This window comes from Nocardioides dongkuii (assembly GCF_014127485.1).
Lineage (GTDB): Bacteria > Actinomycetota > Actinomycetes > Propionibacteriales > Nocardioidaceae > Nocardioides > Nocardioides dongkuii.
Genome location: NZ_CP059903.1, coordinates 243,355 through 267,882, shown reverse-complemented (window position 1 = coordinate 267,882; position 24,528 = coordinate 243,355). Strand labels below are relative to the sequence as shown.

Sequence of the window (24,528 nt, the reverse complement as noted above, 5' to 3'; positions counted from 1 at the left end):
CGGAAGAGGTGCCCGTGGGGACGACGCAGGAGCCGACGCGGCGGGAGCGGCAGCGGGAGGCGACGTACGACGAGATCGTGCGCGCGTCCCGGGCCCTGCTGGCCGACGGGGCGGAGCTGTCCCTGCGGGCGGTGGCGGGCCGGATGGGGATGACCGCGCCGGCGCTCTACCGCTACGTCGCGAGCTACCAGGAGCTCGTCGACCTGGTCGCCTTCGAGATCGACAAGGCGGCGACGGCGGTCTTCGCTGCGGCCGCCGACGAGCTGCCCGAGGACGACCACGCGGGCCGGCTGTGCGTCTCCGTCACCGAGTTCCGGCAGTGGGCGCTCGCCTCACCACGCGAGTTCGGCCTGGTCTTCGCCAACCCGATCGCCGACGCGGGCTGCACCCGGCGCGAGCTGCTGACGGTCGCGACCTCCGGCCACCTGTTCACCGGCCAGCTGCGGCGGCTGTGGGAGTCCAACCAGCACCCGCTGCCGGCGCTCGACGACCTGCCGCCGCCCGTCCTGGAAGCGGTGCTCGACCCGCTCATCCCCGCCGAGACCGACACCATCCCCCGCGAGCACCGCGGCCTGGTCTGGGTCTTCATGCAGGGCTGGACCCGCCTGTACGGCGTGGTCGCGCTCGAGGTCTTCGGTCACATGGACCCCCGCATCATCGAGAGCGGCGAGATGTTCGTCGACGTCGTCCGCGGCTACGCCCCCGTCATCGGCGTGCAGGACGACTTCCCCCGCCTCGAGGCCCTCATCCGCGCCCGGCTCGCGAGGTAGTCCGGCACGCTCCGGTCGTCACCGAGGGCCGATCGCAGCAGGAACGTGCCGGACTATCCCGGCCCGGCGGGATACTCCGACACACACGTGCTGTTCAAGGCCGCTTTCACGACACAGGTGTGTCGGACTACCCCGGCAGGCCGAGCTCGTCCACCCAGGCGGGGACGAGGACGGAGGCGGGGCCGTGGCGGGCCTCGTGGAACCAGTCGGTCCCCTCGGAGGGGACCAGGTTGAGCTCGAGGGTGCGGGCGCCGTACGCGCGGGCGGCCTGCACGAACCCGGCGGCGGGGTAGACCGCCCCCGAGGTGCCGACGGAGACGAAGAGGTCGCAGGTGCTGAGGGCGTCGTGGATGCGGTCCATCTCGTAGGGCACCTCGCCGAACCACACGACGTCGGGACGCAGCTCGCACACGCCGCAGCGGGGGCAGGGCGGCAGGTCGGAGAGCGGGTCGGGCCAGCGGACCCGCCCGCCGCAGCCGCGGCACAGCGCGGACAGCAGCTCGCCGTGCATGTGCAGGACGCGGGTCAGGCCGGCACGCTCGTGCAGGTCGTCGATGTTCTGGGTCACCACGAGCAGGTCGTCGCCGAGGGCCGTCTCGAGGCGCGCGAGCGCGTGGTGCGCCGGGTTCGGTACGACGGCGGCCAGCGCCGCGCGGCGCGCGTCGTAGAAGGCGTGCACCCGCGAGGGGCTGAGCTCGTACCCCTCCGGCGTCGCGACGTCCTCGACCCGGTGCCCCTCCCAGAGCCCGTCGGAGTCGCGGAACGTCGGCACCCCGCTCTCTGCCGAGATCCCGGCGCCGGTCAGCACCACCACCCTCATCGGGCGCTCCTGCCGTGCACGGTCACGACGTAGCCGGCGGCCTCGTCGAAGGGGTCGCCGTCCCAGGTGCCGTACCGCGCGACCGGCACCAGCCCGGCGGCGGCCATCGCGGCGTCGAGGTCGGCGACCGGCGTCACCGGGCAGTCGCCCGGCAGGTGGTCGGCGTCCAGGCCGAAGCCGCAGACCACCACGCCGTCGGGGGCGGTGTGGGCCGCGAGCCGCTCGCACACCGGGCCGAGGGTGCCCGGCTCGAGCAGCGGCACGATGTTGCCGGCCAGCAGCACCAGGTCGAAGGCGCCGCCGAGGTCGAGGGTCGCCAGGTCCGCCTCGCGCAGGTCGAGCCCGGGCGCCTCGGCGCGGGCCACGGCGAGCATCGCCGGGTCGACGTCGACGCCGGTGACGGCGTACCCCAGCCCGTCGAGGTGCACGGCGATCCGCCCGGTGCCGCAGCCCGCGTCCAGGACCCGTGCCGGCGGGTCGACCAGCCGCGCGACCAGGGCCGCCTCGCCGTGCACGTCCTGCCCGTCAGCCGCCAGACTCCGGAACCGCTCGGCGTACGTCGTGGCGTAGTCGCGCCCGGCCTGTGCGCGGGCGATCCGCTCCCACCGCGTGGTCACGTGGTGCCTCCCGGTCCTCGGTCGTCGACCCGAAGACCCTAGTCGCGCTGGAACACAGCCGAAACACGGCGTCCGTACGGTCCTCGACGTGATCCTGCAGCCCGGCGTCGGCCCGATCCGGTCCTCGACCTACCTCCCGGCGAGCCCCGAGCACGTCCTGTGGGGCCGGCTGCCGTGCGCGGCGGACGACCCGGTGCTCACCGTCGACCCGGGGACCGAGGTCACCTTCGACACCGTCAGCCACGAGGGGATCCTCGAGGACCAGGGCCGCGACCCGCGCCGCTACTTCGGCGAGCACGGCGTGCACGACGTGCTCGAGGACGCCGTGGCGGTGGCGGCGAGCGACCTGCCGCGGGTCTTCGGCGTCGACGGCCCGCACGTCGTCTCCCGCCCGGTGCGCGTCGCGGGCGCCGAGCCGGGCGACCTGCTCGCGATGACCGTCGTGGAGACCCTGCCCCGCGTGCCGTACGGCGTGATCTCCAACCGGCACGGCCGCGGCGCGCTGCCCGGCGAGTACCCGCTCGACGCCGCGCCCTGCTTCTCGGTCTTCGCCCGCGTCAGCGACGACGGCGCGTCCGGGCTCCTTCCCCTGCGCCCGGACGCCGAGCCGACGGTGGCGTTCCCGCTCGCGCCGTTCCTCGGCATCATGGGCGTGGCCGTGCCGGGCGGCGAGCGGCCGCACTCGGTGCCGCCCGGGCCGCACGGCGGCAACGTCGACATCAACCTGCTCACCGTCGGCGCCACGCTCTACCTCCCCGTCCAGGTCCCCGGCGCCCTGGCGTACGTCGGCGACCCGCACTTCGCGCAGGGGAACGGGGAGGTCTCGCTGACCGCGATGGAGGCGCCGCTGCGGGCGACGGTGCGCCTCGACGTCGTCCCCCGCGAGGAGGCGGTACGCCGGTTCGGCGAGCTCGCCGGGCCGCTCGCAGAGACCGCCGAGCACCTGGTGCCGACCGGGATGGACCCCGACCTCGACGTGGCGGTCCAGAACTGCGTCCGCGCCGCGATCGCGCTGCTGGGCGCGGCGTACGGCATGGACCGCCGGCTCGCGTACGCCTACCTCAGCGCCGCGACCGACTTCGAGATCTCCCAGGTGGTCGACGTGGTGAAGGGCGTGCACGCCCGGATCCGGAAGTCGGACTTCCCCGCGAGCCCAGGGAGCGCCCGGTGAGCGCCCCGACTCCCGTCCCCGCCGGTCTCGTCGAGGCGTTCCGGGACTACGAGCGCGCGCTGATGGAGGACGACGTCCCGGCCCTGGACCGGCTCTTCGCCCCCGGCCCGACCACCCTGCGCGGCGACGCCCAGGGCCTGCTGGTCGGCCACGAGGCGATCAGCGCGTTCCGCGGGAGCCGCGGCGGCGCCCCCCGGCGGCGCCTGGTGCAGACCCACGTGCAGACCATCGACGAGGACCACGCGCTCGTCGTCGCCGTCACCGAGCTCGAGCGCGGCGGCCGCGGCCAGCAGACCCAGCTGTGGGCCCGCGGCCCGGACGGCTGGCAGGTCACCGCCGCCCACGTCTCCGTCCCCGCCCCCGCGCTCGACACCCGCGTCTGGCGGGTCGTCGGCGACCCGCTCGTCCCCGGGAGCGGCGACGGCCCGCTCGCCGGGCAGAGCGTCGCCGTCAAGGACCTGTACGCCGTCGCCGGCCACCGCACCGGGGCCGGCAACCCCGCCTGGCTGGCCACCTCGCCGACCGCCGGCGAGCACGCGCACGCGGTGGCCCGGCTGCTCGAGGCCGGGGCCGACGTCCGCGGGATCGCCCGCACCGACGAGCTCGCCTGGTCGCTGGCCGGCGCCAACCACCACACGGGCACCCCGCCGAACCCGCGCGCGCCGTACCGGCTCCCCGGCGGCTCGTCCTCCGGTTCCGCGACGGCGGTGTCCCTCGGGCACGCGACGATCGGGCTCGGCACCGACACCGGCGGCTCGATCCGGGTGCCGGCGGCGTACCAGGGGCTCTTCGGGATCCGGACCACCCACAGCGCGGTGCCGGTCGACGGGCTGGTGCCGCTCGCGCCGTCGTACGACGCGGTCGGGTGGCTGGCCCGGGACGCCGCGACGCTCGCCGCCGTCGGCGAGGTGCTGCTGCCCCCGGCCGACGAGGACCGGGCCGGCACCGACGAGGTCGTGCTGGTCCCCCAGCTGCTCCGCCTGGCCGAGCCGGCGGTCGCGGCCGCGGTCCGCACGGCGGTCCCGGGCGGCCGCCGGGCCACCGTGGAGCAGTGGCCGCTCGGCGACCTGGACCGCTGGCTGGACGCGTTCCGGACCGTGCAGGCCTGGGAGGCCTGGCAGTCGCACGGCGCCTGGCTCGAGGGCCGGCTGGACGTGCTCGGACCCGACGTGCGCGGCCGGTTCGAGCACGCCCGCACGGTCACCGACGGGCAGGCCGACGCGGCCCGGGCCGTCGCGCGCGGGGCGCGGGCCGCGGTGCGGTCGTTGGTCGGGAGACGGGTGCTGCTGCTCCCCGCGGCGTCCTCGGTGGCGCCGCGCGTCGGTGACGACGTCGCGGCGACCCGCGAGGCCACGCTGCGCCTCACCTGCCTGGCCGGGCTCGCGGGGCTCCCCGCCGTCACCATGCCGGTGCAGGCGGGCGGGCTGCCCGCCGGCGCCTGCCTGGTCGCGGCCGCCGGGCGCGACCAGGACCTGCTCCGGCTCGCGGCTGAAACGCAGGCGCCGCGACCGTAACGCCACCGAAATCCCGGTTTCGATCCGCCGACATCCGGCAATGACAGTTTCAACCGCTCCCGGAAGGAGTGGACGTGCGGATCGAGCAGCTCAACGCGATGGACCAGGCCGCGGCGGCCGACCTGGTCCGGCCCTGCGCCGACATCCCGTCCTGGGTCGACGCGCTCGTCGCCGGCCGGCCCTACCCCGACGTCGACGCCCTGGTCGCGCACGCCGAGCGGCTGGCGGCGGCGTGGACCGACGACGAGGTCGAGCTGGCCCTGGCCGACCACCCGCGGATCGGCGAGCGGCACGCCGGCACCGGCGCGAGCGCCGCCATGTCGGCGCGCGAGCAGTCCGGCGTCTCGACCGAGGCGGACCTGCAACAGCGGATCGCGGCCGGCAACGCGGCGTACGAGGAGCGGTTCGGGCGGGTGTTCCTCATCCGGGCCGCCGGACGCAGCGCCGAGGAGGTGCTCGCCCGGCTCGAGCAGCGCCTCGGGAACGACCCGACCACCGAGCTCGGGGTCACCCGCGGCGAGCTCGCCGAGATCGCCGCGCTGCGGCTGAGGGGGCTCTTCGCGTGACCACCCTGTCCACCCACGTCCTCGACGCCGCCGCCGGCGCCCCGGCGGCCGGGATCGAGGTCGTCCTCGCCGACGGTGCCGGCGCCGAGCTGGCGCGCGGCGTCACCGACGCCGACGGTCGGGCGCGCTTCGACACCGACCTCCCCGGCGGGCACCACGCGCTGACGTTCGCCACGGCCACCGCCTTCCACCCCGTGGTCCGCGTCGACTTCACCGTCGACGCGACCGAGCCGCACCACCACGTGGCGCTGCTGCTCAGCCCGTTCGCCTACACGACGTACAAGGGCAGCTGATGGCGCGCGGCGACGTCGTCCTCGGCGAGAACCAGTACGGCAAGGCGGAGTGCCGCCTGGTCCGGGTCGACCGAGGGGTCTCGACAGCCTCGACCACGGGAAGGCACCGGATCACCGACCTGACCGTCACCTCGCAGCTGCGCGGCGACTTCGCTGCGTGCCACACCGACGGCGACAACAGCCAGGTGGTGGCCACCGACACCCAGAAGAACACCGTCTACGCCTTCGCCCGCGAGCACGGCGTCGGCGCGCCCGAGGCCTTCCTGCTGCGGCTGGCCGACCACTTCGTCGACGGCTTCCCGTGGGTCAGCGGCGGCCGCTGGGAGGCCGAGCAGCACGCCTGGGACCGGATCGTCGTCGACGGCGCCCCGCACGACCACTCCTTCGTGCGCCCCGGCCGCGAGACCCGCACGACCGTGGTGCAGCGCGACGGCGACGAGGTCTTCGTCGTCAGCGGGCTCAAGGACTGCACGGTGCTGAAGTCGACCGGATCGGAGTTCCACGGCTTCCCCCGCGACCGCTACACGACCCTCCCGGAGACCGACGACCGGATCCTGGCCACCGAGGTCACAGCCTGGTGGCGGTACGCCGCGCTCCCGGACGACTTCGACGCGACGTACGCCGCGGTGCGCGACCTGCTGCTCGCCACCTTCGCGGACCTGCACTCCCTCGCCCTGCAGCAGACCATCTTCGCGATGGGCCGGGCGGTCCTGGAGGCCTTCCCCGGGATCGCCGAGGTCCGGCTGTCCTGTCCCAACAAGCACCACTTCCTGGTCGACCTGGCGCCGTTCGGGCTGGACAACCCGGGCGAGGTGTTCCTCGCCGCGGACCGTCCCTACGGGCTGATCCAGGCGACCGTCGAGCGCGAGGGCGACGCCCGCGAGCCGCGGGCCTGGGCGACCGTGGCGGGGTTCGCGTGACCGGCGCGGTCGCGGCGGTGCGCGCCCAGCGGGTGCTGGTCGACGGGACGCTGCGGCCCGCCACCGTCACGGTCGCCGAGGGCCGGATCACCGGCGTCCATCCGCTCGACCACCCCCTCGAGGGGCGGGTGCTCGAGGTGCCGGACGGCTCGTGCGTCCTGCCCGGGGTGGTGGACACCCACGTGCACGTCAACGAGCCCGGCCGCACGCACTGGGAGGGGTTCGCGACCGGCACCCGCGCCGCGCACCTCGGCGGCGTCACGACGCTCGTCGACATGCCGCTCAACTCCGTGCCGCCCACCACCACGGTGGCCGGGCTGCGCGCCAAGCAGGAGGCGGCCGACGGGCAGCTCGCCGTCGACGTCGCGTTCTGGGGCGGGGCCGTGCCGGGGAACCTCGCCGACCTCGAGCCGCTGCACGAGGCGGGCGTCCTGGGCTTCAAGTGCTTCCTCTCGCCGTCGGGGGTCGAGGAGTTCCCGCCGCTCGACGACGCCGGGTTCGCGGCCGCGCTCGCCGAGGTGGAGCGGCTGGACGCCCTGCTCGTCGTCCACGCCGAGGACCCCGGCGTGCTGGAGGCCGCCCCGCACCCGCCGAGCCCGGCGTACGCCGACTTCCTCCTCTCCCGGCCCGACGAGGCGGAAACCGCCGCGATCCGCCGCGTCCTCGACGGGGCCCGCGCGACCGGCGCGCGGGTGCACGTCCTGCACCTCTCCAGCGCGCGGGCGCTCGACCTGCTCGCCGACGCCCGGGCCGAGGGCCTCCCGGTCACGGTCGAGACCTGCCCGCACTACCTGTGCCTGGACGCGGGCTCCATCCCCGACGCCGCGCCGCAGTTCAAGTGCTGCCCGCCGATCCGCGACGCCGGCAACCGCGACGAGCTCTGGCAGGCGCTGCTCGCCGGCGTCATCGACGTCGTCGTCTCCGACCACTCCCCCGCCACGGTCGAGGAGAAGACCCGCGGCGGCGGCGACCTCCAGCAGGCCTGGGGCGGCGTCTCCGGCCTGCAGGTCGGCTTCACCGCCGTCGCGGCCGAGGCGGCCGCCCGCGGCGTCGGCATCGAGCACGTCGCCCGGTGGATGGCCACCGGCACCGCCGACCTCGTCGGGCTCCACGCCAAGGGCCGGATCGCCGTCGGCGCCGACGCCGACCTCGTCGTCCACGACCCCGCGGCGGTGACCGCGGTGGACGCCGCGGCGCTCGCCCACCGCAACCCGGTGACGGCGTACGACGGGCTCCGGCTCGCCGGCCGGGTCACCCACACCCTCCTGCGCGGCCGGCTCGAGGCCGACCACGGCTGGGGCCGGACGATCGCGAGGGACCGATGAGGACCGCCCAGGTCGACCCGCCGCCGCGGCTGCTGATGGGGCCGGGGCCGGTCAACGCCGACCCCCGCGTCCTGCGGGCGATGTCGGCCCAGCTGGTCGGGCAGTACGACCCCGCGATGACGGCGTACATGACCGAGACGATGGCGCTCTACCGCGAGGTGTTCCGCACCCGCAACGAGCAGACCCTCCTGGTCGACGGCACGTCCCGCGCCGGCATCGAGGCCGCGCTGGTCTCGCTGCTCGAGCCCGGCGACCGGGTGCTGGTGCCGGTGCTCGGGCGGTTCGGGCACCTGCTGGTCGAGATCGCCGAGCGGTGCGGGGCCGAGGTGCACACCGTCGAGGTGCCGTGGGGCGAGGTGTTCGCGCCGGAGCAGCTCGAGGCGGCGGTCGCCGCGGTGCGGCCCAAGCTCGTGGCCACGGTGCAGGGCGACACCTCCACCACGATGTGCCAGCCGCTCGCTGACCTCGGCGAGATCTGCCGGCGCCACGACGCCCTGCTCTACGTCGACGCCACGGCCTCGCTCGGCGGGAACCTGCTGGAGACCGACGCCTGGGGCCTCGACGTCGTGACGGCCGGGCTGCAGAAGTGCCTCGGCGGGCCGTCGGGCAGCGCGCCGATCACGCTCTCCCCGCGCGCGGTCGCCGTGGTGGACGCCCGCAAGCACGTCGAGGCCGGTATCCGGGCGGACGGCGAGCAGGGCCGCGGCACCCGGATCGCCAGCAACTACCTCGACCTCGCGCAGGTCATGGACTACTGGGGGCCGCGCCGCCTCAACCACCACACCGAGGCCACCACGATGCTGTACGGCGCCCGCGAGTGCGCCCGGCTGCTCGTCGACGAGGGCCTGGACGAGGCCGTGGCACGCCACGAGCGGCACGGGCGGGCGATGCTCGAGGGGGTCCGCGGGCTCGGGCTCGCGGTCTTCGGCGACGTCGCCCACAAGATGCACAACGTGGTCGCGGTCGAGATCCCCGACGGCGTCGACGGCGACCGGGCCCGGGCGGCCCTGCTGGAGGACTACGGCATCGAGATCGGCACCTCCTTCGGCCCCCTGCACGGCAGGGTCTGGCGGATCGGGACGATGGGCCACAACGCCCGCCGCGACGCGGTCCTCACCACCCTGGCCGCGCTCGAGCAGGTGCTGCGCGCGGCCGGCGTACCCCTGACCGCCGGCGGCGGGGTCGGCGCCGCGCGCGAGGTCTACGCGTGAGCGCCGAGGCCCGGGCGCTCGCCCGCTGCGCCGAGCTCGCGACGCTCAGCAGCCGGCCGGACGCGCTCGAGCGGGTGCACCTCACCCCCGAGCACGCCCGCGCCAACGCGCTGGTCGCCGACTGGATGCAGGAGGCCGGCCTGCGGCCGTGGCAGGACGGGGCGGGCAACCAGTGCGGCCGGCGGGAGGGCCGCACCCCCGGGCTGCCGGCGCTGCTGCTCGGATCGCACCTGGACACCGTCCCCGACGCCGGGCGGTACGACGGCCCGCTCGGCGTGGTCATGGCCCTCGCCGTCGTCGAGCGCCTCCGGGACACCGCCGGCCTCCCGTTCGCGCTGGAGGTGGTCGGCTTCGGCGACGAGGAGGGCGCCCGGTTCGGCACCGCGCTGCTCGGCAGCCGGGCGCTGGCCGGCACCTGGGACGACGCCTGGTGGGCGCTGCGGGACCGCGACGGCACCACCCTGGCGCAGGCGTTCCGCGACTTCGGGCTGGACCCGGACCGGGTCGGCGGGGCGGCCCGGCGGCCCGAGGAGCTCGTCGGCTACCTCGAGGCGCACATCGAGCAGGGGCCGCACCTGGAGGCCGCCGACGCCTCCCTCGGCTACGTCACGACCATCGCCGGCGCGCGCCGGTTCCACCTGACCGTGCTCGGCGAGGCCCGGCACGCGGGCGGGACGCCGTACTCCCGGCGGCGGGACGCGCTCGTCGGCGCCAGCGAGGTGGTGACCGCCATCGAGCGGCTCGCCCGCGCCACCGGCGACCACGGCTGCATCGCGACGGTCGGGCGGCTGGAGGTCTCGCCGGGCGCGGTGAACGTGGTGCCGGGCCGGGTCGACCTCACCCTCGACCTGCGCGCGGCGAACGACGCGGTGCGCGACGCCATGTGGGAGCGGATGCAGGCCGCCGCCGTCGGCCTCTGCACCGACCGCGGCCTCCGGCTGGAGGTGGTCGAGACGCACTCCGCCCCGGCGGCCCCGTGCGCCCCCTGGCTGCAGCGCGCGGTGGTCGACGGGATCCGCAGCACCGGCCAGCCGTCGCCGCCGGGCCTGTGGAGCCGGGCGGGTCACGACGCGATGGCGCTCGCCGCCGTGACCGACGTCGGCATGCTCTTCCTGCGCTGCCACGACGGGATCAGCCACCACCCGGCGGAGGACGTCCGCGAGATCGACGTCGCGCGCGGCATCGCCGCGCTCGAGCAGGCCGTGCTGGCCGTGGCCCGCGACGTCGACGCCCGGGCGGCGGGGGGCGCGGCGTGAGGATCGACGAGCGGATCGCGCATGCGCACGGCGACCTGTCGCCCCAGGAGCAGAAGGCGGCGGCCACCCTGCTGGAGCACCTCGACGACCTCGCGACGTACCGCGCCGCCGAGCTCGCCACGCTCGCCGGCGTCAGCAAGGCGACCATGAGCCGGCTGTTCCGCAGCCTGGGCTTCGCCGACTTCGACGAGGTGCGCGAGCACCTGCGGGCGCTGCGCACGGCGGGCGAGCCCCGCCGGGTGGACGGCAGCCCCGACCTCGCCGTGCACGTCGCCGTCGAGGGCGAGGCGATCGCGCGCACCGTCTCCCAGGCGGCGCTCCGGGACGCCGCGCTCCTGCTCGCCGGAGCCGGCCGGCTGCTGGTGGTCGGCTGGCGCAACAGCCACCCGGTCGCCCTGCACCTGCGCCAGCAGCTGGTGCAGGCCCGGGCGGGGGTGACCCTCGCGCCGCTGCCCGGCCAGGTCCTGGGCGAGGAGCTCGCCGACCTCGGGCCCGGCGACGCCGTGGTCGTCGTCGGGTTCCGGCGCCGACCCCAGGGCTTCGCGGAGTTCCTCGACGCCGCCTGCGCGACCGGCGCGGACGTCGTGCTGGTCGCCGACCCGACCGCCCTGCCGCTGGCCCGCCGGGCCGGCGTGTGGCTGGAGTGCCCGGTCCAGGGCGGCCTGGCCTTCGACAGCTACGCCGCGGCGATGAGCCTGGTCAGCGTGCTCGCCGACGCCGTGCTGTCGGCCCGCGGCCGGCCCGCCCGGGACCGGGTCAGCGCCATCAGCCGCACCTACGCCGCGCTCGGGGAGGTGGAGTGATGGACCTGCACACGGTGCGCTCGTTCCGGCGCCCCGCCGACCGCGACGAGCTCCGGCTGGCCCCCGGCGAGACGCTCCTCGCCGGCGGCACCTGGCTCTTCTCCGAGCCCCAGCCCGGCACCTCGGGGCTGGTCGACCTGACCGCGCTGGGCTGGCCTCCGGTGGAGGTCGTCGGGGGGACCCTGCGCATCGCCGCCACCTGCACCGTCGCCGAGCTGGTCTCCTCGCCGCTCCTCGGCAGGCTCGCCCCGCTGGTCCGGGCGGCCGCCGATGCCTTCCTCATGTCGTTCAAGATCCAGCACGCCGCGACCGTCGGCGGCAACATCGCGCTGGCGCTGCCGGCCGGCGCGATGACCTCGCTCGCCGCGGCACTCGACGGGACCGCCGTCGTCTGGACCCCCGGCGGCGGGGAGCGGCGCGAGCCGGTCGCCGAGCTGGTGCGCGGCGTCCGGGACACCTCCCTGGCCCCCGGCGAGGTGCTGCGCGCGGTCGACGTACCCCTCGACGCGCTGGCCGCGCCCACGGCGTTCCGCCGGATCGCGCTCACGCCGCACGGTCGGTCCTCGGCGGTGGTCATCGGCGTCGGCGACCGGGTGACCGTCACCGCTGCCACCACCCGGCCCGTGGTGCTCGCCGCGGGGCGTCTCGAGGAGGGGCTCGCCGCGGTCGACTGCTGGTACGACGACCCGCACGGCGCCCCCGACTGGCGCGCGTCGGTGACCGCCACGCTCGCCCGCCAGGTCGTCGCGGAGCTCCGGGGGGCCGCCGCATGATCGTCGACGGGACGCCGGTGCGCGGCGAGCCCGCCCCCGGGCAGTGCCTGCGCTCGTGGCTGCGCGAGACCGGCACCACGGCGGTGAAGAAGGGCTGCGACGCCGGCGACTGCGGCGCCTGCACGGTCCTGGTCGACGGGGTGCCGGTGCACTCCTGCGTGCACCCCGCCGTCCGGGCGGCCGGGTGCGAGGTCACCACCGCCCACGGCCTCGGCACGCCGGACGCGCCCTCCCCCGTGCAGCAGCGCTTCCTCGACGCCCAGGGGTTCCAGTGCGGCTTCTGCACCGCCGGGTACGTCGTCACCGCCACCGCGCTCGCCGACCCCGACGGCACCGTGGCCGCCGACGGCCTGGAGGCGGCGTTCAAGGGCAACCTGTGCCGCTGCACCGGCTACCGGTCGATCCGCGACGCGCTCGCGGGGCGCACCAACGTCGGGGGCGGCTGCGGCGACGGGCGGTCCGTCGGCTGCTCGACGCCGGCGCCGGCGGGGCCCCGGATCGTCACCGGGCGCGAGGCGTACACCCTCGACCTCCCCACCGACGGCGTCCTGCACCTGAAGCTGCTGACCAGCCCGCACGCGCACGCCCGGATCACCGCCCTCGACACCAGCCGCGCCGAGGCGCTCCCCGGCGTCCGCCTCGTCCTGACCCACCGCGACGCCCCGGACGTGCTGTTCTCCACCGCCCGCCACGACAGCCGGCTCGACGACCCCGACGACACCCGGCTCCTCGACGACGTCGTCCGGTTCCGGGGGCAGCGGGTCGCCGCGGTGGTCGCCGAGAGCCTCGCCGTCGCCGAGGAGGCGCTCGCCCTCCTGCGGGTGGAGTACGACGTGCTGCCCGCCGTCCACGACCCGGAGGAGGCCCGCCGCCCGGGCGCCCCGCTCGTGCACGGCGAGAAGTCGGCGACGCGCTCCCGGATCGCGGACCCGGCCCGCAACGTGGTGGCCCGGACGCACGGCGAGGTCGGCGACGTCGCCGCCGGCCTGGCCGCGGCCGCCCACCGGGTGGCCGGCACCTGGCGCAGCGGACGGGTCAACCACGCCGCGCTCGAGACCCACGGCGCCCGCGCCTGGCTCGACGACGACGACCGGCTGGTCGTCCGCAGCAGCACCCAGGTGCCGTTCCTGGTCCGCGACGAGCTCGCCCACGTGCTGGGGCTGGACCCCGACCGGGTGCGGGTCACCACCGGCCGGGTCGGCGGCGGCTTCGGCGGCAAGCAGGAGATGCTCGTCGAGGACGTGGTGGCGCTCGCCGTGCTGCGGCTGGCGGAGGCGGGCGTGCGCCGGCCGGTCCAGCTCGACCTCACCCGCGAGGAGCAGTTCACGCTCGTCCCCGGCCGCCACCCGGTGCGGGTGGAGGTCGAGCTGGGCGCCGACGCCGACGGCGTCCTCACCGCGATCCGCCTCGACGTCCTCAGCGACACCGGCGCCTACGGCAACCACGCGCCCGGCGTCCTCTTCCACGGCTGCCACGAGTCGGTGGCGCTCTACCGCTGCGCCAGCAAGCGGGTCGACGCCGAGGCGGTCTACACCCACAACCCGCCCTCGGGCGCGTTCCGCGGCTACGGCCTGGGCCAGGTCGCCTTCGCGATCGAGTCGGCCCTCGACGAGCTGGCCCGCGAGGCCGGCCTCACCCCCGCGGAGGTACGCCGCCGCAACGTCGTCCGTCCCGGGGACGACTTCGTGGTCAACGGCGCCCCGGACACCGACCTGGTCTTCGGCAGCTACGGGCTCGACCAGTGCCTGGACCTCGCCGAGGCGGCGCTCGCGGACGACCCGGCCGACCCGGACGCCCCCGCCGTCCCCGACGGCTGGCTGGTCGGCGAGGGGCTCGCCGCCGCGATGATCGCCACGATCCCGCCGCGCGGCCACCACGCCGACGCGACGGTCACGCGCGAGGACGACGACACCGTCACGGTCGGCGTCGGCACCGCCGAGTTCGGCAACGGGACCGCGACCGTCCACGTCCAGCTCGTGGCCGGCGAGCTCGGCATCGACCCCGCGCGCGTCCGGCTGCGCTCCGGCGACACCGAAGCCGCGGCGTACGACACCGGCGCCTTCGGGTCGACCGGCTCGGTGGTCGCCGGCGGCGCGGTCCTCGCCGCCGCCCGCGACCTCCGCAAGCAGCTCGACGCCGGCGCCACCGGCGTCGTCACCGGGCACGGCGAGCACCACGGCTCCCCGCGGTCGGTCGCGTTCAACGTGCACGCCGTGCGGGTCGCCGTGGACCCCGCCACCGGCGAGCTCCGCGTCCTGCACTCCGTGCAGGCCGTCGACGCCGGGGTGCCGCTCCACCCCGAGCAGCTGCGCGGCCAGGTCGAGGGCGGCGTGGCGCAGGGCTACGGCAGCGCCCTCTACGAGGAGGTGCGGGTCGTCGACGGCGAGGTGACCACCCGCACCTTCCGGCACTACCGGGTCCCGCAGATGGGGGACCTGCCCACGACCGAGGTGCTCTTCGCCGACACCTACGACGTGCTCGGACCGCACGGCGCCAAGTCGATGAGCGAGGCGCCGTACAACCCGGTCGCCCCCGCCGTCGCGAACGCCGTCCGCGACGCCCTCGGCGTACGCCCCCACGAGCTGCCGATGAGCCGGGACCGGCTGTGGCGGCTGGCCCGCGAGGAGCACGCATGACCGACCAGGCCTGGCTCGACCGCGCCGTCCGGCTTGCCGTGGAGAACGTCGCCGCCGGCGGCGGGCCGTTCGGCGCGCTCGTCGTCCGCGACGGCGCCGTCCTCGCCACCGGCACCAACCGGGTGACCCGCGACCACGACCCGACCGCGCACGCCGAGGTGGTGGCGATCCGCGCGGCCTGCGCCGAGCTGCGGGACTTCTCCCTGGTCGGCTGCACCCTGTTCACCTCCTGCGAGCCGTGCCCGCTGTGCGTGTCGGCGGCGCTCTGGGCCCGGCTGGACCGGGTCGTGTACGCCGCGGACCGCGACGACGCCGCCCGTGGCGGGTTCGACGACCGCGCGTTCTACGACCTGCTCGGGCGCGACCGGGCCACCTGGCCGATGGCGGTCGCCGCGGCGCCGGTCGCGGACCGGTTCGCGCCGTTCCAGGCCTGGCTCGGTCACGAAGCCCGCACGCACTACTGACCCGGCCGTCCTGACGAGTGGGCCCCGTCACACCTGAAACGAGCGTTGTAACGGCGCCGAAACCTGCAACGTCCGGCCGCGAAATCCCGCGCTCCTACGTTCACGTCACACCACCGGCCGTACCGGGACGACCACCCCTCAGCGCTCGCGACGTCGAGCCCACCGCAGAAGCTGGAGCACTCCCATGACCTCACGCACGCGCGCCTCGCGTGCCGGCGCCCTGCTGGCCACCGCCGTCCTCGCCCTCTCCGCCTGCGGGTCGGACGACGGCGACCCCGACACCGGCGCCGAGGGCACCGGCGAGGCGGACTTCGGGGCCGTGACCCTGCAGCTGTCCTGGATCAAGAACGCCGAGTTCGCCGGCGAGTTCTTCGCCGACAGCGAGGGCTACTACGAGGAGGTGGGGTTCAGCTCGGTGACGATGGACCCCGGCCCCGGCGCGATCGAGACCCTCGTCGCCACCGAGGACGCCGACTTCGGCCTGAGCAACGCGGTCTCCGCCGCCCAGGTCATCGCCGAGGAGGACGCCCCGCTGAAGATCGTGGGCACCAAGTTCCAGAAGAACCCGTTCACGATCCTGTCGCTGGCCGACGGCGGCGACATCGCCACGCCGGAGGACCTGGTCGGCAAGAAGATCGGCGTCCAGGCCGGCGGCAACGAGACCCTCTTCGACGCCCTGCTCGAGGTCAACGGCATCGACCCCGAGGACGTCGAGAAGGTGCCGGTGGAGTACGACCCCGCCCCGCTGCTCGACGGCGAGGTCGACGGCTTCCTGGCCTACGTGACCAACGAGTCGATCACCGTCCAGGCGCAGGGGATCGAGGTCACCAACCTGCCCTTCGCCGACAACGGCCTGCCCTTCGTGGCCGAGTCGGTGATCACCACCGACCGGATGATCGAGGAGGAGCCGGACAAGGTGAAGGCCTTCCTGGAGGCCGAGATCCGCGGCTGGCAGGACGCCCTCGCCGATCCCGAGGAGGGCGCGCGGATGGCGGTCGAGGAGTACGGCAAGGACCTCAAGCTCGACATGGCCAAGGAGGTCGAGCAGTCCGAGGTGCAGACCGGCCTGATCGTGACGCCCGACGTCGAGGCCAACGGCCTGTTCACCATCACCGACGACCTGATCGGGCAGAACATGGCGACCCTCGAGGCCGCCGGCATCGAGATCGAGGCCGAGGACCTCTTCGACCTCTCGCTGCTCGAGGAGCTGCTCGAGGAGAAGCCCGAGCTCACGGAGCTGCCCTGACATGTCCGAGCTCGCCCAGGCGTCGACGCGCGCCGGTGCCGGGGAGGCCACCGCCTCCACCGGCACCGGCGTGCGGATCGACCACCTCACCAAGACCTTCCGGGTCGGCCGCCGCTCGGTGACCGCCCTCGAGGACGCCAACCTCTGGACCGACAAGGGCAGCTTCCTGACGCTCCTGGGTCCCTCCGGGTGCGGGAAGTCCACGATCCTGCGGATCCTCGCCGGCCTCGAGCAACCCACCTCCGGCACCACGCTGGTCGAGGGCCGCACCCCGTTGGAGCTGCGCCGCGACCACGAGCTGGGGATCGCCTTCCAGGACTCCGCGCTGCTGCCGTGGCGCTCGGTGGTCTCCAACATCCGGCTGCCCTTCCAGGTCTCGGGCCGTACCCCGGACGAGGACCTGGTCGCCGAGCTGGTCCGGCTGGTCGGGCTCGAGGGCTTCGAGAACGCGAAGCCCGCCCAGCTCTCCGGCGGCATGCGCCAGCGGGTCTCGATCGCCCGTGCGCTGGTGGTGCGGCCGTCCGTGCTGCTCCTCGACGAGCCGTTCGGCGCCCTCGACGACATGACCCGCCAGCGCCTGAACGTCGAGCTGCTGCGGATCTGGACCGAGAAGCCCGCCACCACGCTGATGGTCACGCACGGCATCTCCGAGGCGATCTTCCTCTCCGACAAGGTCGCGGTGATGAGCGCGCGGCCCGGACGCGTGAAGGAGGTCATCGACGTCGACCTGCCGCGACCGCGGACGCCGGACCTGATGCGCACCCCGGAGTTCCACGCGCTGCACGACCGGGCCTCCGAGCTGCTCTTCGGGGAGGACTGAGTGTCGACGCCCGCCGGCACCGCCCGGTCGCTCGGGACCGGCGTGCTGGGCATCGTGGGGCTGGTGGCGCTGTGGTGGCTGGCCGCCGTCACGGTGCTCGCCGACGCCCGCGTCCCCACCCCGGACGGCGTCGTCGCCTCGGCCGTCGACGACGGCTGGGAGTTCTACTCGCTGCACTTCGGGATGACCCTGCAGGAGGCCGCGGTGGGCTTCGGCTACGGCACCCTCGCCGGGCTGCTCGTGGCCTCGCTGGTGCTGCTGCTGCCGTTCGCCGAGCCGGTGCTCATGCAGGTCGCGGTGATCAGCTACTGCGTCCCGCTGGTCGCCATCGCGCCGGTGCTCTTCATCGTGATCGGCAACCCCGAGGAGGGGCAGCGCTCCGGCACCGCGACCGCGCTGGCCGCCCTCTCGGTCTTCTTCACCACCGTCGTCGGCACCGTCCTCGGGCTGCGGTCCGCGGACCGCACCAGCCTCGACGTGGTCAGCGTGTACGGCGGCGGGCGGCTGCGGCAGCTGGTCACCGTGCAGCTGGTCGCCGCGCTCCCCTCGATCCTGGCGGCGCTGCGGATCGGGGCGCCGGCGGCGGTCCTGGGCGCGATCCTCGGGGAGTACGTCGGCGGCGTGCAGCGCGGCGTCGCCCTGATCCTCAAGATCGCCCAGCAGAACGTCGACGTCGAGCAGGCCTGGGCCGTCGGCATCGGCTGCGCGCTCCTGGCCGGCGGCTGCTACGCGCTGTTCGGGCTGATCGCCCGGCTGGTCACCCCCTGGTCGCGGGGAGCCGCCTCGTGAGCACCGAGCTGCTGACCCCGCTGAGCCCCGCGGCCGCCGACGTCGGCCGGGCCGGCTCCTTCCTGCGCGCCGTGGTCCGCCAGGTCGCGACGATGGCGCTGGTCCTGGCCGTGGTGGTGCTGCTGTGGATCGCCGCGCTGCGCGTCTGGGACGTCTCGCCGTACGTCGGCAAGACACCCGCCGAGGTGTGGACCACCCTCTTCGGGGAGGACGACTCCGCCGAGCTGCGCGCCGAGATCTGGACGCTCCTCCAGCAGACCCTCACCGACGCCGGGATCGGCTTCGCCACGGGGATGCTGACAGCGATCGTGCTCGCCGCGGTCGTGGTCCGCTACCGGATGCTCGAGGGCGCGGTGATGCCGGTCGCGCTGGTCCTGCAGACGGTCCCGCTGATCGCGCTCGCCCCGATCCTGATCCTGCTCGTCGGCCGCGGCTACGCGATCGTCGCGATCATGAGCGCCATCGTCGTGCTCTTCCCGGCCCTGGTGAACATCGTCCTCGGGCTGCGCTCGGTCTCGCCGCAGATGCGCGACCTGGTGCTCGTGTACGGCGGCTCGCCCTCGACCGTGCTGCTCCGGGTCGGCTTCCCCTCGGCGCTGCCGGCGCTGTTCGCCTCCGTGCGGATCGCGGTGCCGGGTGCGCTGACCGGCGCCCTGCTCGCCGAGTGGCTGGCCACCGGCAAGGGCATCGGGTACGCCGTCGTCTCCGCCGCCGGCCGCTCGCAGAACGCCCGTGTCTGGGCGCTGGTCGTCGTGGTCACCGTCACCGCGCTGCTGCTCTACCTCGTCGCCCAGCTCATCGAGGCCGCCGTGCTCAGCAGGTTCGGGCGGTCCGCCACGGACGGCTGAGGCTCCCCGCCGCCTGCCCGCTGCCCGCCGCCGCCCGGGACGTCATACGACCTGGCGGCGATAGCGACCACCTCGTATGACGTCCCCGGCCGCCCCCTGCCACCTGTCCGCCCCACCCCCCGAAGGAGCCCCGTGACGAGGCCCAGCACCACCTGGTCGACGCCGGTGCCGACCGACCCGGCGATCGACGCCATGGTCGCGACGCTGCCCAAGATCAGCCTGCACTGCCACCTGATCGGCAGCGTGGCCCCGCAGACCGTCGCCGAGCTCGCCCGGAAGCACGGCGTACCCCTCGAGCGGTCGGCCGAGGACCTCTACGACCACCACAGCTACGAGGACCTCGGCGAGTTCCTCCGCGTGCTGGACGTCGTGGGCTCCCTGATCCGCGACCCCGACGACTTCCACCGGGTGACCTACGAGTCGCTCACCACGGGCGGCGCCGACCACGGGGTGCTCTACCGGGAGGTGCACCTCAGCCCGCCCGGCCACGCCGGCGTGCCGTACCCGACCCTCCTCGAGGGGGTCCTCGCCGGCGCCCGGGACGCCGAGACCGACACCGGCGTCCGGGCCACCTTCGTCGTCGGCATCTGCCGTGAGCGCAGCGGCGCGGCCGCGGTGGAGCTCGTCGAGCAGGTCGTCGAGCACCGCGCCGACGAGGTGCTCGGCATCGGCCTGGACTACGCCGAGGTCAACGGCCCGCCCGGGAGGTTCGTGGAGGCCTACCGGCTCGCCGCGCGCCACGGCCTGCGGCGTACGGCGCACTCGGAGTCCGGGCCGCCCCGCCACGTCGAGGTGCTCCTCGACGAGCTCGGCTGCAGCCGGATCGACCACGGCTACCACGTCGTCGACGACCCGGCCCTCACCCGCCGGTGCGTCGAGGAGCGGGTGCCCTTCACCTGCACGCCGGTCAGCAGCGACATCGGCCGCTACTCCGGCAGCGGCGACGGCAGCCACCGCCGGATCGCCGAGATGGTCGACGCCGGCCTGCTGGTGACGATCGACTCCGACGACCCGCCGATGTTCGGCACCGACCCGACCCACGACTACCGCGTCCTCGCCCACGCCCTGGGCTACCGCCGCGACCAGCTCGCGACGTTCACCCGCAGCGCCGTCGAGGCCTGCTGGCTCGACGACTCCGACAAGACCGCCCTGCTCGCCCGGGTCGAGGCGATGGTCGCCCTCACCCCGGACGCCCCCGCCCCCGTCCCCGCCCCCGTTCTCCAGGAGGACCCCGCATGACCAGCTTCCACGTCCCCACCGTCGACATCGCCGCGTACGTCGGGGACGGCACCGCCGAGGACCGGGCGGCGGTGGCCGCCGCGTTCGACGAGGCCGCCCGGACGGTCGGGTTCATCCAGGTCGTCGGGCACGGCGTGCCGACGTCGGTGACCGACGGGTTCGCGGCGGCGCTCGACGAGTTCTTCCACCTGCCGCTGGAGGCCAAGCTGCAGTACCGCACGCCGCCGGAGGTGAACCGCGGCTACGCCCCGCCGAAGACCGAGTCGCTGAGCCTGAGCCTCGGCCTGGCGCCGGCGAACCGGATGCACGACTTCTTCGAGGCCTTCAACGTCGGCGCCGCGGTGTCCGACCACCCGGGGCTCGACCTGCCCGAGGCGGACTACCCCGAGAACGTCTGGCCCGCCGAGACCCAGGTGTTCCGCGAGGCCGTGGCGGCGTACTTCGACGAGGCGGCGCGGGTCGCGCGCACCCTGACCGACGTGATGGCCGACGCCCTGGGCCTGCCGGCGGGGTTCTTCGAGGCCTACACCGACCACAGCCTGGACGTGCTGCGGATGAACCACTACGCCCTGGAGCCCGGTGCCCTCGAGCTCGACGGCGACCTCACCGGGATGGGCGAGCACACCGACTACGGCATCGTCACGGTGCTCTGGGCCGACCAGGTCGCCGGCCTCCAGGTGCTCGGACGCGACGGCGGCTGGCACGACGTGATGCCCGCCGACGGCGCCCTGCTGATCAACCTCGGGGACCTGATGGCGCGCTGGACCAACGACCGCTGGATGTCGACGCTGCACCGGGTCAAGCCGCCGATCGTGGACGGGCAGGTCAAGCGCCGTCGCAGCGCGGCCTTCTTCCACGACGGCAACATCGAGGCGGTCGTCGAGACGCTGCCGACCTGCGTCGGCGACGGGTCGCCGTACCCCCCGATCACCGTGGGCGAGCACATCCGCGCCAAGCTCGCCGGCTCGCGCGCCGGGGTCGCCAACACCGACGCGGAGCGCGAGGCCGCCCGGGTGCTGGCCGCCGGGGGCTGACGCCGGCGCCGGCGCCAGGGGTTCACGGGAGGTTCACACGCACGTGACGCGGCACGGTGTTCGCCGTCGGTACGGTCGTGGTGCCGTGGTGCCGTGGTGCCGTGGTGCAGTGATCCCAACCGTGTGGAGGCACCGATGAGCCGCCCCAAGACGTTCCCTCCCCCGGCCCCCGCCGGGGAGCACCTCGTCACCGTCCTGGACCGCAGCGGCATGGCGACCGCCTGGGTCTGCACGTGCGGGGAGACGTTCGTCGACCCGCTCGACGTCGTCCGGCACCCGATGGCCGGCTAGGACGGGCGGCCCGGCGCGGGGTCACCCGGCGGTGAGTCCCCGACTCATGTTGACCGCGTCGAAGCCGTGCTCGACCAGCAGGTTGGCTGCCCCCGCCGACCGGATGCCGCCCGTGCAGAACGTGATCAGCAAGCGGTCCTCGGGAAGGTCCACGCAGCGGTCGGGCAGCTCCTCGAGCGGGAGGTGCACGGCACCGGGGATGTGGGCCCGGCGCCACTCGAACTCCCGGCGCACGTCCACGACGAGCGCCCCTTCCAGAAGAAGGCGGGCCGCCTCCCGCGCGGTGACCGAGGGCGGGCGACGCAGGTAGTGGCGCAGGCTCATGCGCTCCGCCTCTCACGCCGCACGCTCAGCACCGTGAGCGGACCGCTGAGCACGGGGATCAGCGCACCGATGCGCATCCGGCGCGCGAGGCCGCGACCGAGGAGGGCGGTCGTGGCCACGGCGAGGTAGAGCGCGCCGTGGGCCGGGCCGAGGAACCGGCTCACCGTCTCGTCGTGCACGGTGGCGAGGTTGGCCAGCAGCGCGAGGACGCTGACCAGCTCCAGGAGGGACAGGACGCCGAGCGTGCGCAGCACGGCGCTCATGCGGACGCCGACCCGGGCCGGACGATCATCAGCACCACCACGGCCACCCAGAGCAGGTTGAGGATCCCGGACAGCATCCCAAGGGCTCGGAGCCGGGCGCCGCCGTCGGGGTCCGCGATCGCCTCGGCCTGTCGCGGGGCGATCTGGAGGGCGAGCAGGCGGGCGGTCTCGAGGCTCCGCTCGGTGCCACCGGGACCCGCCCGTGCCACCGGGGAGCAGGAAGGACGTCATTACCTTCCGGCTACCTGAAGGTTATGACGGACCTCCTGGCTTTCCCGGCGGTCGCACGTCGCGCAGCGCCTCGGCCAGCGCGGGATGCTGCTCGACGAACCGGGCGTCGACCTCGGCCACAGCCACGGCGGCGCGGTCGAGGAGCGCCGCGGCGCCGTGCGCGCTCTGCACGGTGATCCCCGAGTGCCGGGCGAGCTCGCTGAACGAGATGTCGGGGGTGCGGCGGATGTGCCCCAGCAGGCCCAGCTTGCGCGTCGTCAGCCCGAGCGGCTTCAGGGCCTCGGTCAGCAGCGCCTCCCACACCCGGCTCGTCCCCAGCAACGCGACGGTCGGACTGAACGGAGGAGGCCCAGACACGACCGCAGACTAGCCCAGGCCGGGGAGCACAACCCGCGCGTGAGGTCAGACAGGCAAAGGGGGCCGGCTCTCTCGAGGGCTGAGCGTGGCCGACCACGCGGAGGGCGGGCATTGCCTGTTTGACGTCACGCGTCAGCCCCACCTGCGGCCTCGAACCTGGACAATGGGGACGCATGACCTCCCGACTGACCGAGATCAACATCGACTGCGCCGACCCCGCCGGACTCGCACGCTTCTGGTGCGCCGCGCTCGGGTACGCCGTCCTCGACGCCACCGACGACCTCGTCGAGATCGGCCCCGCCCGCGGACCGGACGCCGAGCTCCTCGAGGCGGTACGCCGGGGACCGCTCGCCCCGACCATCTTCCTCGCGCGCGTGCCCGAGGGCAGGACGGTCAAGAACCGGCTGCACCTCGACCTCTCCCCGATCGATTGCTCCCAGGCCGAGGAGGTCGCGAGGTTCGAGGGCCTGGGCGCTCGACCCGCCGACGTCGGGCAGGCCGGCACCGAGTCGTGGGTCGTGATGGCCGATCCGGAGGGCAACGAGTTCTGCGTGCTGCGCAGCCTCGCCCCCGGCGAGTTCGCGCTCTGAGCGGACGCGTCAGTCGGCCGACGGCGCGAGGACGCAGAACTCGTTGCCCTCCGGGTCCGCCAGCACCACCCAGGACGCCTGGTCCCCCTGGCCGACGTCCACCCGTCGCGCGCCGTGCGCCACCAGACGGGCCACCTCGGTGTCCTGGTCGTCGGGCCGGAAGTCGAGGTGGAGCCGGCTCTTCGCCTGCTTCTCCTCCGAGATCCGGACGAAGTCCAGGCCCGGCATCCGATCGGGCTCCGGGCGGATCTCGAACTCGTCAGCGGAGGTGTAGACCACGACCCAGCCGAGGGCCTCGGCCCACCACTGCCCCAAGGCCGCCGGATCCACCGCGTGCACGAGCACCTGTTCCGATGTCAAGGCCACCGGTCGAACCTAGGGCCCAGGGACTCGCGGGACCAGCGAATTCAGCGCTGGGAGCGGTGAGCTCGACTCAGTAGTACCAAGGGAACGGCGACCAGTCGGGCTCGCGCTTCTCCAGGAACTGGTCGCGGCCCTCCTGGGCCTCGTCGGTCATGTACGCCAGCCGGGTGGTCTCGCCGGCGAAGAGCTGCTGGCCGACCAGGCCGTCGTCGATGGCATTGAAGGAGTACTTCAGCATCCGCTGCGCAGTGGGGCTCTTGCCGTTGATGATCCGGCCCCACTCGAGCGCGGCCGCCTCGAGCTGGGCGTGCGGGACGGCACGGTTGACGGCGCCCATCCGGACGCCGTCCTCGGCGGAGTACTCCTCGCCGAGGAAGAAGATTTCGCGGGCGAACTTCTGGCCCACCTGCCGGGCGAGGTACGCCGACCCGAAGCCGCCGTCGAAGGAGCCGACGTCCGCGTCGGTCTGCTTGAACCGCGCCTCCTCGGCGCTGGCCAGGGTCAGGTCGCAGACCACGTGCAGGCTGTGGCCGCCGCCGGCGGTCCAGCCGGGCACCACGCAGATCACGATCTTGGGCATGAACCGGATCAGCCGCTGCACCTCGAGGATGTGCAGCCGGCCGAGCTTGGCCTTGTCGACCGACTCGGCGGTCTCGCCCTCGGCGTACTGGTAGCCGGCGCGGCCTCGGATCCGCTGGTCGCCGCCGGTGCAGAACGCCCACTTGCCGTGCTTGCCGCTGGGGCCGTTGCCGGTAAGCAGCACGCAGCCGACGTCGCTGGAGGTGCGCGCGTGCTCGAGCACCCGGAGCAGCTCGTCGACCGTGTGCGGCCGGAAGGCGTTGAGCACGTCGGGGCGGTCGAACGCGACGCGGACGGTGCCGTGCGCCTTCGCCCGGTGGTAGGTGAGGTCGGTCAGGTCCTCGAAGCCGGGGACGAGGTCCCAGGCGTCGGCGTCGAAGATCTCCGACACCCCGTCGATCGCGCTCATGCGTGG

29 protein-coding genes are annotated in these 24,528 nt (G+C 74.8%); 21 read left to right on the top strand and 8 right to left on the bottom strand.

What is annotated here, in order from left to right:
* Positions 1-14 precede the first annotated feature (14 nt).
* Positions 15-770 (top strand): TetR/AcrR family transcriptional regulator, encoded by a 756-nt coding sequence (locus tag H4O22_RS01275; protein ID WP_182525320.1) that lies wholly within the window; start codon positions 15-17, stop codon positions 768-770.
* Between the two features lie 127 nt (positions 771-897).
* Here the strand turns inward: H4O22_RS01275 and H4O22_RS01270 are convergent, their stop codons facing one another.
* Together H4O22_RS01270 and H4O22_RS01265 are read right to left on the bottom strand one after the other, a co-directional pair.
* Positions 898-1,590 carry an NAD-dependent deacylase gene (locus H4O22_RS01270; protein WP_182525319.1) on the bottom strand — a complete coding sequence of 231 codons (693 nt, stop codon included), beginning with the start codon at positions 1,588-1,590 and terminating at the stop codon, positions 898-900.
* On the bottom strand, positions 1,587-2,207 hold the full coding sequence (locus tag H4O22_RS01265; protein ID WP_244963058.1) for a class I SAM-dependent methyltransferase: 621 nt from the start codon (positions 2,205-2,207) through the stop codon (positions 1,587-1,589). Before H4O22_RS01265 ends, H4O22_RS01270 begins: the two co-directional genes overlap by 4 nt.
* Before the next feature lie 88 nt (positions 2,208-2,295).
* Here H4O22_RS01265 and H4O22_RS01260 point away from each other — a divergent pair, with 88 nt between their 5' ends.
* The 19 genes from H4O22_RS01260 to H4O22_RS01170 all read left to right on the top strand — a co-directional run bounded on the left by H4O22_RS01260 (position 2,296) and on the right by H4O22_RS01170 (position 21,406).
* Positions 2,296-3,378, top strand: coding sequence for an acetamidase/formamidase family protein (locus tag H4O22_RS01260; RefSeq protein ID WP_182525318.1), 1,083 nt, complete (start codon positions 2,296-2,298; stop codon positions 3,376-3,378).
* Positions 3,375-4,892 carry an AtzH-like domain-containing protein gene (locus H4O22_RS01255; RefSeq protein ID WP_244963057.1) on the top strand — a complete coding sequence of 506 codons (1,518 nt, stop codon included), beginning with the start codon at positions 3,375-3,377 and terminating at the stop codon, positions 4,890-4,892. The genes H4O22_RS01260 and H4O22_RS01255 overlap by 4 nt, the downstream gene beginning before the upstream one ends.
* A gap of 74 nt (positions 4,893-4,966) precedes the next feature.
* Positions 4,967-5,458, top strand: coding sequence for a 2-oxo-4-hydroxy-4-carboxy-5-ureidoimidazoline decarboxylase (gene uraD, locus H4O22_RS01250; protein WP_182525317.1), 492 nt, complete (start codon positions 4,967-4,969; stop codon positions 5,456-5,458).
* Positions 5,455-5,751: a hydroxyisourate hydrolase gene (locus H4O22_RS01245; protein WP_182525316.1), complete on the top strand. Its 297-nt coding sequence runs from the start codon at positions 5,455-5,457 to the stop codon at positions 5,749-5,751. Before uraD ends, H4O22_RS01245 begins: the two co-directional genes overlap by 4 nt.
* Positions 5,751-6,671 (top strand): factor-independent urate hydroxylase, encoded by a 921-nt coding sequence (gene pucL, locus H4O22_RS01240; RefSeq protein WP_182525315.1) that lies wholly within the window; start codon positions 5,751-5,753, stop codon positions 6,669-6,671. The genes H4O22_RS01245 and pucL overlap by 1 nt, the downstream gene beginning before the upstream one ends.
* Entirely contained in the window at positions 6,668-7,996 is a 1,329-nt protein-coding gene (allB, locus tag H4O22_RS01235; protein ID WP_182525314.1) for an allantoinase AllB, read from the top strand. Before pucL ends, allB begins: the two co-directional genes overlap by 4 nt.
* Entirely contained in the window at positions 7,993-9,207 is a 1,215-nt protein-coding gene (locus H4O22_RS01230; protein ID WP_220451244.1) for a pyridoxal-phosphate-dependent aminotransferase family protein, read from the top strand. The genes allB and H4O22_RS01230 overlap by 4 nt, the downstream gene beginning before the upstream one ends.
* The gene (locus H4O22_RS01225) at positions 9,204-10,463 is read left to right on the top strand and encodes an allantoate amidohydrolase (protein WP_182525313.1); all 1,260 of its coding nucleotides are present in this window, start codon (positions 9,204-9,206) and stop codon (positions 10,461-10,463) included. The genes H4O22_RS01230 and H4O22_RS01225 overlap by 4 nt, the downstream gene beginning before the upstream one ends.
* Complete coding sequence (locus tag H4O22_RS01220; protein ID WP_182525312.1) at positions 10,460-11,266, top strand: MurR/RpiR family transcriptional regulator; 807 nt, start codon at positions 10,460-10,462, stop codon at positions 11,264-11,266. The genes H4O22_RS01225 and H4O22_RS01220 overlap by 4 nt, the downstream gene beginning before the upstream one ends.
* Positions 11,266-12,039: an FAD binding domain-containing protein gene (locus H4O22_RS01215; RefSeq protein WP_182525311.1), complete on the top strand. Its 774-nt coding sequence runs from the start codon at positions 11,266-11,268 to the stop codon at positions 12,037-12,039. Before H4O22_RS01220 ends, H4O22_RS01215 begins: the two co-directional genes overlap by 1 nt.
* A complete protein-coding gene (locus H4O22_RS01210; RefSeq protein WP_182525310.1) occupies positions 12,036-14,675 on the top strand; it encodes a molybdopterin-dependent oxidoreductase in 2,640 nt (879 codons plus the stop codon). Before H4O22_RS01215 ends, H4O22_RS01210 begins: the two co-directional genes overlap by 4 nt.
* Entirely contained in the window at positions 14,672-15,139 is a 468-nt protein-coding gene (locus H4O22_RS01205) for a nucleoside deaminase (RefSeq protein ID WP_182525309.1), read from the top strand. Before H4O22_RS01210 ends, H4O22_RS01205 begins: the two co-directional genes overlap by 4 nt.
* 184 nt (positions 15,140-15,323) lie before the next feature.
* Entirely contained in the window at positions 15,324-16,385 is a 1,062-nt protein-coding gene (locus H4O22_RS01200; protein WP_182525308.1) for an ABC transporter substrate-binding protein, read from the top strand.
* A 1-nt stretch (position 16,386) separates the two neighbouring features.
* On the top strand, positions 16,387-17,205 hold the full coding sequence (locus H4O22_RS01195) for an ABC transporter ATP-binding protein (protein ID WP_182525307.1): 819 nt from the start codon (positions 16,387-16,389) through the stop codon (positions 17,203-17,205).
* Positions 17,206-17,994: an ABC transporter permease gene (locus tag H4O22_RS01190; protein ID WP_182525306.1), complete on the top strand. Its 789-nt coding sequence runs from the start codon at positions 17,206-17,208 to the stop codon at positions 17,992-17,994. It abuts the gene before it with no gap.
* A complete protein-coding gene (locus H4O22_RS01185; protein WP_220451243.1) occupies positions 17,991-18,842 on the top strand; it encodes an ABC transporter permease in 852 nt (283 codons plus the stop codon). The genes H4O22_RS01190 and H4O22_RS01185 overlap by 4 nt, the downstream gene beginning before the upstream one ends.
* 132 nt (positions 18,843-18,974) lie before the next feature.
* Positions 18,975-20,081, top strand: coding sequence for an adenosine deaminase (gene add / locus H4O22_RS01180; RefSeq protein ID WP_220451242.1), 1,107 nt, complete (start codon positions 18,975-18,977; stop codon positions 20,079-20,081).
* Positions 20,078-21,115: an isopenicillin N synthase family dioxygenase gene (locus H4O22_RS01175; RefSeq protein WP_182525305.1), complete on the top strand. Its 1,038-nt coding sequence runs from the start codon at positions 20,078-20,080 to the stop codon at positions 21,113-21,115. Before add ends, H4O22_RS01175 begins: the two co-directional genes overlap by 4 nt.
* A 135-nt stretch (positions 21,116-21,250) precedes the next feature.
* Entirely contained in the window at positions 21,251-21,406 is a 156-nt protein-coding gene (locus tag H4O22_RS01170) for a hypothetical protein (RefSeq protein ID WP_182525304.1), read from the top strand.
* Positions 21,407-21,427: 21 nt separating this feature from the next.
* Here H4O22_RS01170 and H4O22_RS01165 read toward each other — a convergent pair whose 3' ends face one another.
* Genes H4O22_RS01165 through H4O22_RS01150 form a run of 4 tightly spaced genes read right to left on the bottom strand, consistent with a single transcriptional unit; the run spans position 21,428 to position 22,581 of the window.
* A complete protein-coding gene (locus H4O22_RS01165; RefSeq protein ID WP_182525303.1) occupies positions 21,428-21,730 on the bottom strand; it encodes a rhodanese-like domain-containing protein in 303 nt (100 codons plus the stop codon).
* On the bottom strand, positions 21,727-21,993 hold the full coding sequence (locus H4O22_RS01160) for a hypothetical protein (protein ID WP_182525302.1): 267 nt from the start codon (positions 21,991-21,993) through the stop codon (positions 21,727-21,729). Before H4O22_RS01160 ends, H4O22_RS01165 begins: the two co-directional genes overlap by 4 nt.
* On the bottom strand, positions 21,990-22,202 hold the full coding sequence (locus H4O22_RS01155) for a hypothetical protein (RefSeq protein WP_182525301.1): 213 nt from the start codon (positions 22,200-22,202) through the stop codon (positions 21,990-21,992). The genes H4O22_RS01160 and H4O22_RS01155 overlap by 4 nt, the downstream gene beginning before the upstream one ends.
* Positions 22,203-22,245: 43 nt before the next feature.
* Positions 22,246-22,581, bottom strand: a complete 336-nt coding sequence (locus H4O22_RS01150) for a MarR family transcriptional regulator (RefSeq protein ID WP_182525300.1) — start codon at positions 22,579-22,581, stop codon at positions 22,246-22,248.
* A 173-nt stretch (positions 22,582-22,754) separates the two neighbouring features.
* Between H4O22_RS01150 and H4O22_RS01145 the strand changes: the two genes are divergently transcribed.
* Complete coding sequence (locus tag H4O22_RS01145; RefSeq protein ID WP_182525299.1) at positions 22,755-23,171, top strand: VOC family protein; 417 nt, start codon at positions 22,755-22,757, stop codon at positions 23,169-23,171.
* Positions 23,172-23,180: 9 nt separating this feature from the next.
* On the opposite strand, the gene H4O22_RS01140 is transcribed toward H4O22_RS01145, so the two are convergent.
* Positions 23,181-23,537, bottom strand: a complete 357-nt coding sequence (locus tag H4O22_RS01140) for a VOC family protein (protein ID WP_182525298.1) — start codon at positions 23,535-23,537, stop codon at positions 23,181-23,183.
* Positions 23,538-23,604: 67 nt separating this feature from the next.
* Positions 23,605-24,522 carry a 1,4-dihydroxy-2-naphthoyl-CoA synthase gene (locus H4O22_RS01135; RefSeq protein ID WP_182525297.1) on the bottom strand — a complete coding sequence of 306 codons (918 nt, stop codon included), beginning with the start codon at positions 24,520-24,522 and terminating at the stop codon, positions 23,605-23,607.
* Between the last annotated feature and the right edge of the window lie 6 nt (positions 24,523-24,528).

Excerpts from the sequence above, each read along its gene's own strand:
- H4O22_RS01270 (WP_182525319.1), bottom strand. The coding sequence starts at position 1,590 with ATGAGGGTGGTGGTGCTGACCGGCGCCGGGATCTCGGCAGAGAGCGGG.
- pucL (WP_182525315.1), top strand. The coding sequence starts at position 5,751 with ATGGCGCGCGGCGACGTCGTCCTCGGCGAGAACCAGTACGGCAAGGCG.
- H4O22_RS01230 (WP_220451244.1), top strand. The coding sequence starts at position 7,993 with ATGAGGACCGCCCAGGTCGACCCGCCGCCGCGGCTGCTGATGGGGCCG.
- H4O22_RS01215 (WP_182525311.1), top strand. The coding sequence starts at position 11,266 with ATGGACCTGCACACGGTGCGCTCGTTCCGGCGCCCCGCCGACCGCGAC.
- H4O22_RS01210 (WP_182525310.1), top strand. The coding sequence starts at position 12,036 with ATGATCGTCGACGGGACGCCGGTGCGCGGCGAGCCCGCCCCCGGGCAG.
- H4O22_RS01205 (WP_182525309.1), top strand. The coding sequence starts at position 14,672 with ATGACCGACCAGGCCTGGCTCGACCGCGCCGTCCGGCTTGCCGTGGAG.
- H4O22_RS01200 (WP_182525308.1), top strand. The coding sequence starts at position 15,324 with ATGACCTCACGCACGCGCGCCTCGCGTGCCGGCGCCCTGCTGGCCACC.
- H4O22_RS01195 (WP_182525307.1), top strand. The coding sequence starts at position 16,387 with ATGTCCGAGCTCGCCCAGGCGTCGACGCGCGCCGGTGCCGGGGAGGCC.
- H4O22_RS01175 (WP_182525305.1), top strand. The coding sequence starts at position 20,078 with ATGACCAGCTTCCACGTCCCCACCGTCGACATCGCCGCGTACGTCGGG.
- H4O22_RS01170 (WP_182525304.1), top strand. The coding sequence starts at position 21,251 with ATGAGCCGCCCCAAGACGTTCCCTCCCCCGGCCCCCGCCGGGGAGCAC.
- H4O22_RS01165 (WP_182525303.1), bottom strand. The coding sequence starts at position 21,730 with ATGAGCCTGCGCCACTACCTGCGTCGCCCGCCCTCGGTCACCGCGCGG.
- H4O22_RS01160 (WP_182525302.1), bottom strand. The coding sequence starts at position 21,993 with ATGAGCGCCGTGCTGCGCACGCTCGGCGTCCTGTCCCTCCTGGAGCTG.
- H4O22_RS01145 (WP_182525299.1), top strand. The coding sequence starts at position 22,755 with ATGACCTCCCGACTGACCGAGATCAACATCGACTGCGCCGACCCCGCC.
- H4O22_RS01135 (WP_182525297.1), bottom strand. The coding sequence starts at position 24,522 with ATGAGCGCGATCGACGGGGTGTCGGAGATCTTCGACGCCGACGCCTGG.